The sequence below is a fragment of the Arthrobacter sp. ISL-28 genome (assembly GCF_018613875.1).
Classification (GTDB): domain Bacteria; phylum Actinomycetota; class Actinomycetes; order Actinomycetales; family Micrococcaceae; genus Arthrobacter.
This window is the reverse complement of record NZ_JAGGPJ010000042.1, coordinates 1-6,746: the sequence shown is the minus strand read 5'-3', so window position 1 is coordinate 6,746 and position 6,746 is coordinate 1. Positions and strand designations below refer to the sequence as shown.

Below are 6,746 nucleotides of genomic sequence, written 5' to 3'. Positions count from 1 at the left end.
TTCACAGGATCGTTGGTGGTGATCAGCGTGGTGGCCGTGGAGAGCGTGATGCGTTCCGTCTGCGCGGCGATGTACGCAAGCGTCGTGGTGGGAGAGGAGGAGAAGAACGGACGGTTGTGGTGCTCGCCGATGGCGTACACGTCCATGCCGATTTCTTCGACCTTCCTGGCGATCGCCACCGAGGCCTTGATCCGCTCATTCTCCGAAGGGGTGTACCCCGTGGTGGGATCCTGGGTGATGTCGCTGACGCTGAATACGCCGATCTGCATAATGAGCCTTCCGTTCGCCGGCGGTGTCTCGGCCTGTTATAGGCATATCCGGTTTATCTGCAAGTGCATGTGTGGGGGGTCCACGTGCTCTTTCCCCCGGAGCGTTCGGGGCCAGTCCGGTGTGCGTTTTGCGTTGCGACCGGAACGGCTTCCGACGGCGGTACCGGGTCCCGTATCCGCCGACGCTGCAGTGTTGCCGGATGCGGCATCCCGGCCAAGGGAGCGGGCGCCCGGTATCGGGTACCCGCGCCCTTGGCTACCGTTTACCGGAGGGGGACCGGCTACGGAGGGGTGCCCGGGGATTAGCTGGCCGGGAGTACGAAGGCGGAGTCTACGGTGATGGTGACCTTGTCACCGACCAGAACACCGCCGGCTTCCAGGGCGGCATTCCAGGTGATGCCGAATGCCTTGCGGGAGATCTGCGCCGTGGCGGAGAACCCGGCGCGGGTGGCACCGAACGGGTCGACGGCCACGCCGCCGAACTCGACGTCGAAGGTTACCGGCCTGGTGGTTTCCTTGATGGTCAGGTCTCCGGTGAGCCGGAAGTTCTCCGGGGTGCCCTGAACTTCGGTTGCCTTGAAGGTCATGTGCGGGTACTGCTCAACGTCGAAGAAGTCCGGGCTCTTGACGTGGGCGTCCCGATTGTTGTCGTTGGAATCGAAGGACGCCGTCTGCACTGTGGCGTCGACGGAGGAGGTGTCCAGCGTCTCACCGACAACGAGGGTTGCGTAGGCCTCGGTGAATGCTCCCCTCACCTTGCTGATGCCCGCGTGGCGGACCGAGAAACCCACCTCAGTGTGCGCCTGGTCAAGGGTCCACGTGCCCGGGGTGAGCTCAATCGTCGTCATATTCGTCTCCTGCGTGATGTGGGTTCAGCAAGCCTCGACTTGCATGCGTATGCATATAACTATGACTGTTCACCTGTTGGATGTCAACTAAGAAGAGTCTTTTGAGGATATATTTTGCTTGGAAATATCTTCCTCAGAAGGTAGATTGTTTTCTGTCAGTCCTCCACCGCTCTGCATCACCCGATCCGGGGAGGCGAGGGAGTGAACCCAGAAGGCCCAAGAGCGTCATTCGCTAAATGGATTGGAGGTGGGCGGACATGCCCACAATGCCTGTAGGCGGGATCATACCCCGCAGTGATGCTGAACAGCCAGCAGACATCATCGTTAGAAATGCCAAGGTTTTCACCGGAGATCCGGCGCGGCCCCAGGCCACGGCAGTGGCCATTAAAGACGGCAAGGTCGTTGTTGTCGGTGATGATGCCGACATTCTGAAGGTGGCCGGGGCCGCTACCAAGATCGTCGACGCGCAGAACCGCCGGGTGATTCCGGGGCTTAACGACTCCCATCTGCACGTCATCCGCGGCGGGCTGAACTACGTGATGGAACTTCGCTGGGACGGCGTGCCGACGTTGAAGCTGGCAATGCAGATGCTCCGTGAGCAGGCTGCCCGCACACCGAGGGGCCAGTGGGTCCGCGTTGTGGGCGGGTTTACCAAGGAGCAGTTCGCAGAGAAGCGGCTGCCTACCGTGGCGGAATTGAACGAAGCCGCCCCGGACACCCCGGTTTTCATCCTCAACCTGTATCAGTCTGCCCTGATGAACCGGGCCGCGGTCAAGGCCGCCGGCTACTCCAAGGACACCCCGGACTTCAAAGGCGGCCAGATCGTCCGCGGCCGTGACGGAGAACCGACCGGCCTGCTGCTCGCCGCTCCCAGCGCCCTGGTCCTGTACTCGACCCTGGCCAAGGCCCCACTGCTGCCCGAAGACGAACGGAAGAACTCGACCCGCCAGTACCTGCGGGAGCTCAACAGGTTCGGCCTCACCTCTGCCATCGACGCCGCCGGCGGCTTCCAGAACTTCCCGGACAACTACCGGACCGTCATGGATCTGGCCAACGAAGGCAATCTGTCCCTCCGTATCGCCTACCACCTGTTCCCCCAGGTTGCCGGCCAGGAACTCGATGACCTCAAACGCTGGGTGGAGACTGTCAAACCCGGAGACGGGGACGAATACCTGCGGCTGAACGGCGCCGGTGAAAACCTCACTTGGGCCGCCGGGGACTTCGAAAACTTCACCGAACCCCGCCCGGAACTTGCGTCGAACTATGAAGTCGAGTTCGAAAAGGCCGTCCGCCTGCTGATGGAACACGGCTGGGGCTTCCGCCTCCATGCCACCTACAACGAAACAATCGAACGCGACCTGGCCGTGTTCGAAAAACTCGCCGCCGACGGCCTGTTCCCGGGCGGGAACCGGTGGATCTTCGACCACGCCGAGACGATCAGCAGCTCCAGCATGGACCGGGTCGCAGCCTTGGGCGGGTCACTGTCCATCCAGAACCGCATGTCCTTCCAGGGCGAAGCCTTCGTTCAGCGCTACGGCGCCGGCGCCGCAGCCGAGGCCCCGCCGATCCGCGAGATGCTCGGCCGCGGAATGGTGGTCGGGGCAGGAACGGACGCCACCCGCGTCTCCTCCTACAACCCCTGGGTCGCGCTGCACTGGCTGGTCTCCGGACGCACCATCGGCAACACCCTTATCTACCCGCCCGAAAACCGGGTCAGCCGCGAACAGGCACTGCAGATGTACACGGTGGCAGGAGCGAAACTCACTGGCGAGGACAACGTCAAAGGCATTCTGCGTGAAGGCTTCTACGGTGACCTGAGCATCCTTTCGGATGACTTCTTTGCCGTCGACGAGCGGGACATTCCGCACATCGAGGCACTGGCCACCATTGTTGGCGGGCGCATCGTCTATGCAGCTGGTGACTATGAAGGCCAGGAGGAGGAAATCCCGGCCATCAGCCCGCTCTGGAGCCCCGTCGCCCACTACGGCGGCTATCAGGCCACCGCCAAACCCTCGAGCACCGGCGGACGTCAGGCCGAGCTGCTCGCCCAGGCTGCCGCAGAATCCGAACAACAGCAGCAGTGGCGCTCAGCACATCACGGGGCGCCGGCGATCGTCGCCGGCGATGCCTTTGAAACCCACGCCCACTAATCATCAGAAGAACCCGATGAAAAAGAGACGTCTGTACGACATCCTCCGTGCAGCGCTAAGAAAAACCCCCAACAACAACAGTGAAGGAAGCAAGACAATGACAAACGTCAACCTCGAAAACGTCCAGGCAGTCCCGAGCGAGAACCTCATCACACCCGACAACAGCGTGTTCCTCTTCGTGGATCACCAGCCGCAGATGTTCTTCGGCGTCGGAAGCCAGGGTGACCGCGGCGCTATCATTAATGCCACCGTGGGACTGGGCAAGACCGCCAAGGCCTTCAACGTACCCACCGTGCTGACCACCGTGGCCGCCAAGACCTTCTCCGGCAACCTGCTGCCCTCCCTGGCCGAAGTATTCCCCGGCGCGGATATCATCGACCGCACCACAATGAACGCCTGGGAAGACCAGGCCGTGGTCGATGCGATCAAGGCTACCGGCCGGACCAAGATTGTCCTCTCAGGCCTGTGGACCGAGGTATGCCTCGTCCTGCCGGCCCTCTCCGCCCTGGCCCAGGGCTACGAAGTGTACGTCGTCGCCGACGCCTCCGGAGGCGTCAGTCCCGAAGCCCACGACCTGGCAATCCAGCGAATGGCAGCCGCCGGCGCCGTCCCGGTCACCTGGGTCCAGGTCCTGCTCGAGCTTCAGCGTGACTGGGCACGCGGAGAAACGTATGTTCCCGTCTCCGAGATCGTCAAGGCCCACGGCGGCGCCTACGGCCTGGGCATGTACTACGCAGGGGACTTCCTCGGCGGTAACGCAGGCTGAGCCGGTAATAACGACGGGGAGGGCCGACTTCATGAATGTTGATGCGGGAATCCTGCTGCTCCGCGTGGTGATCGGATTGCTGATCGCCGGCCACGGTGTGCAGAAAGTCTCCTTCCGCCTAGGCGGGAGAGGCCTTCAGGGCGGCATCGACGAGTTCGAGGCTGACGGGTTCCGCGGCGGCGCCTTCACGGCGCTGGCCGCCGGGGCTGGCCAGCTTGGAGGAGGCCTCTTCCTGGTTGCCGGTGCTCTGACTCCCCTCGCCGGAATGGTCGCCATCGGCGTTATGACCGTCGCCCTGACCGTTAAGGCAAGGAACGGCCTTTGGGTCCAGCACGATGGTTATGAGTACCCTCTGGTACTCATAACCATCGCTGCCGCCCTCAGCCTGGCCGGTCCCGGACGATACTCCGTCGACGCGGCCCTGGGCATCAGCGCCTACCCGCTATGGATCGGAGCGGCCACGACGCTTGCCGGCATCGCCTCAGGGCTCGGAGTCAGGGCCCTGCTTCACACCAACACCACTCCGCCCCCGGGCAAAAGGAAAATCTGACATGCCCCGCCTCCCCCAAACCAGTTACAGGACATCATTCGCCATTATCGCGGCCACCTTCGCGCTGCTGACCACCGGAGGCACGCTGCCCATCCCCCTCTACACCCTGTGGGGGAACGAGTTCGGTTTCGGCCCCGAAACAACAACGTGGGTCTTCGCGATCTACGTCTTTGGTACCTTGCTGGCACTGATCTTCTTCGGCGGTCTCTCCGACCAGGTCGGCCGCCGGCCACTGGCCATCGCCGCGCTGATCCTTGCCATCGCCTCAACCCTGTTCTTTATTTTCGCCTCCAGCGTTCCAATGCTGCTCGCCGCCAGATTCCTCAGCGGCGTCAGCGTGGGACTGATCACCTCCGCCGCGACCGCCGCACTCTCGGAGCTGTTCAGGGGCAGGAATAAAGCCTTCCCCGCGATGATCTCCACCGCAGCAAACATGGGCGGACTCGGCCTGGGACCGCTCATCGCAGGTGCCTCCGCCCAGTACCTCCCTGCCCCGACCGTGCTGATCTTCATCGTCTTCATCAGCCTTGTCTCGGCCGTGACGGTCCTGACGTTCTTCGTCCCCGAAACCCACGCACGCACCCCCGGGGCAAAGATCAACTGGACGCCCCGCGTCGGTGTCCCGCAACAGGCCAGGACGGTGTACTGGAAATCCGCAATCGCAGTGGTTCCAACCTTCACCCTGCTCGGGCTATTCTCAAGCCTGACACCGCGCTTCATCGCCCAGACCCTGCAGATCCACAACCTCGCCGTAGCCGGACTGGCAACGTTCATCCTCTTCGAAATCGGCGTCACCGCCCAACTTCTCTTCAGGTCACGAGGACCACAGTGGTCGCTGCTTCGGGGACTGCCCCTGCTGATCCTCTCCCTCTCCCTGGTCCTCACAGGTTTCCTGACCGCCAACTTCCTTCTTTTCGGCGCCGGAACCGTCCTCGGCGGATTCGGAGCAGGCCTGGCATTCATGGGCGGACTCGGACAGCTCACCGGCGTCGTCGAGCACGAAAGCCACGCTAAGAGCGTCGCCGCCTACTTCATCGCCGCCCAGTCCGGCCTTGCCGTACCGGTGCTCACCATCGGAGCGCTGACCCCCGCCCTCGGGCTGACGGGCGCCACCACAGCAGTCATTGTCACCGTGATCGTCCTCGCAGCCATCGCACTGGCCATCAACGCGAAATCTTCATCCGGCCCCGCGGCTGTGCAGCAGGTGTCCGCCCAGGAAAAATAGAAGCAGCGGCCCGAACCGGCACCTGTCCGACAGGAGCACGTCAAGTCCGCTTCTCTCCGCATCGGTCGGTTATGGCGGGCCGGTTTTGGTCTCGATGGCCACCAGCCCCCGACACTCTGTAACCCGACTGGGCCGTGCCGCTCCCGGTGGACGGGGTCCACTGGTCCTAACTTCTGCGGGCAGGTACCAGGTTTTTTCAGGGTCTTCCGTGGAGCTCCCGCGATATTCTGGCCCGCGACTGGCACTCCTAGACGTTTTTCTGCCAGCGGGATTCGCGGGGAGCACCGGGAGATCCTCTTGAATCCGCAAAACCTAGGCGAGCCGGATTGATCGAAAGAACTGGAATCAAACGAGAGCAGTATGGATTTTCTGCACCCTATTGAAGAAGTCGGAAGGTTCATGGATTTCGCGGGCGTTGCCGTAATGGTGATCGGCGCGGTGGTCTCGATCCCCTTAGCCTTGCGCGGATACCAGACCCGGCGCCTCCCCGCAGGTGCTCAGCAGATTTCTGTTTACCGTTCCTACCGCCAGCTGCTCGGTCGCTCCATTTTGCTGGGGCTGGAATTGTTGGTCGCGGCCGACATCATCCGCACCATAGCCGTCGCGCCGACGTTCGAAAGCGTGGGTGTGCTGGAAATCATCGTGCTCATCCGTACCTTCCTCAGCTTCTCGCTCGAGCTGGAAATCACAGGAAGGTGGCCCTGGCAGAAGGAGACTTCTTAGGATTCCGGCGCCGGGCGGCTGACAGAAGCCAGAGACGACGGATCGAGGTCAGCCAGGCCTGGCAACAGTGGGGACGGCATGCGCCAGGCGGAGGGGGTTGAATCACGCCGGAACCGTCCCGGCCCCCGCCTGAACAGCACACCCTTCACTCACTTCGCAGGCGGAGCGGCCACAGCCGAATCGTCGTCCGCCGCCAGCCCTGCTGCGACGCGTCC

At 62.9% G+C, this 6,746-nt stretch carries 7 protein-coding genes; 5 read left to right on the top strand and 2 right to left on the bottom strand.

Going from position 1 to position 6,746, the window contains the following annotated elements; genetic code table 11:
* Together J7E80_RS21855 and J7E80_RS21850 are read right to left on the bottom strand one after the other, a co-directional pair.
* The coding region (locus tag J7E80_RS21855; protein WP_215054315.1) for an LLM class flavin-dependent oxidoreductase at positions 1-269 on the bottom strand (269 nt) is incomplete at its 3' end.
* A 302-nt stretch (positions 270-571) separates the two neighbouring features.
* Positions 572-1,117, bottom strand: a complete 546-nt coding sequence (locus J7E80_RS21850; protein WP_215054314.1) for a YceI family protein — start codon at positions 1,115-1,117, stop codon at positions 572-574.
* 257 nt (positions 1,118-1,374) lie between these two features.
* Between J7E80_RS21850 and J7E80_RS21845 the strand changes: the two genes are divergently transcribed.
* From J7E80_RS21845 to J7E80_RS21825, 5 genes are all read left to right on the top strand, one after another.
* Positions 1,375-3,267 carry an amidohydrolase gene (locus J7E80_RS21845; RefSeq protein WP_215054313.1) on the top strand — a complete coding sequence of 631 codons (1,893 nt, stop codon included), beginning with the start codon at positions 1,375-1,377 and terminating at the stop codon, positions 3,265-3,267.
* 97 nt (positions 3,268-3,364) lie between these two features.
* Positions 3,365-4,033, top strand: coding sequence for a hydrolase (locus tag J7E80_RS21840; RefSeq protein WP_215054312.1), 669 nt, complete (start codon positions 3,365-3,367; stop codon positions 4,031-4,033).
* A gap of 31 nt (positions 4,034-4,064) precedes the next feature.
* Positions 4,065-4,583, top strand: a complete 519-nt coding sequence (locus tag J7E80_RS21835; protein ID WP_215054311.1) for a DoxX family protein — start codon at positions 4,065-4,067, stop codon at positions 4,581-4,583.
* Between the two features lies 1 nt (position 4,584).
* Positions 4,585-5,808: an MFS transporter gene (locus J7E80_RS21830; RefSeq protein WP_215054310.1), complete on the top strand. Its 1,224-nt coding sequence runs from the start codon at positions 4,585-4,587 to the stop codon at positions 5,806-5,808.
* 360 nt (positions 5,809-6,168) lie between these two features.
* The gene (locus J7E80_RS21825; RefSeq protein ID WP_215054309.1) at positions 6,169-6,531 is read left to right on the top strand and encodes a DUF1622 domain-containing protein; all 363 of its coding nucleotides are present in this window, start codon (positions 6,169-6,171) and stop codon (positions 6,529-6,531) included.
* Positions 6,532-6,746: the final 215 nt, after the last annotated feature.

Bases quoted from the DNA above. Each gene is read 5' to 3' on its own strand.
- J7E80_RS21850 (WP_215054314.1), bottom strand. From the start codon at position 1,117: ATGACGACGATTGAGCTCACCCCGGGCACGTGGACCCTTGACCAGGCG.
- J7E80_RS21845 (WP_215054313.1), top strand. From the start codon at position 1,375: ATGCCCACAATGCCTGTAGGCGGGATCATACCCCGCAGTGATGCTGAA.
- J7E80_RS21840 (WP_215054312.1), top strand. From the start codon at position 3,365: ATGACAAACGTCAACCTCGAAAACGTCCAGGCAGTCCCGAGCGAGAAC.
- J7E80_RS21835 (WP_215054311.1), top strand. From the start codon at position 4,065: ATGAATGTTGATGCGGGAATCCTGCTGCTCCGCGTGGTGATCGGATTG.
- J7E80_RS21830 (WP_215054310.1), top strand. From the start codon at position 4,585: ATGCCCCGCCTCCCCCAAACCAGTTACAGGACATCATTCGCCATTATC.
- J7E80_RS21825 (WP_215054309.1), top strand. From the start codon at position 6,169: ATGGATTTTCTGCACCCTATTGAAGAAGTCGGAAGGTTCATGGATTTC.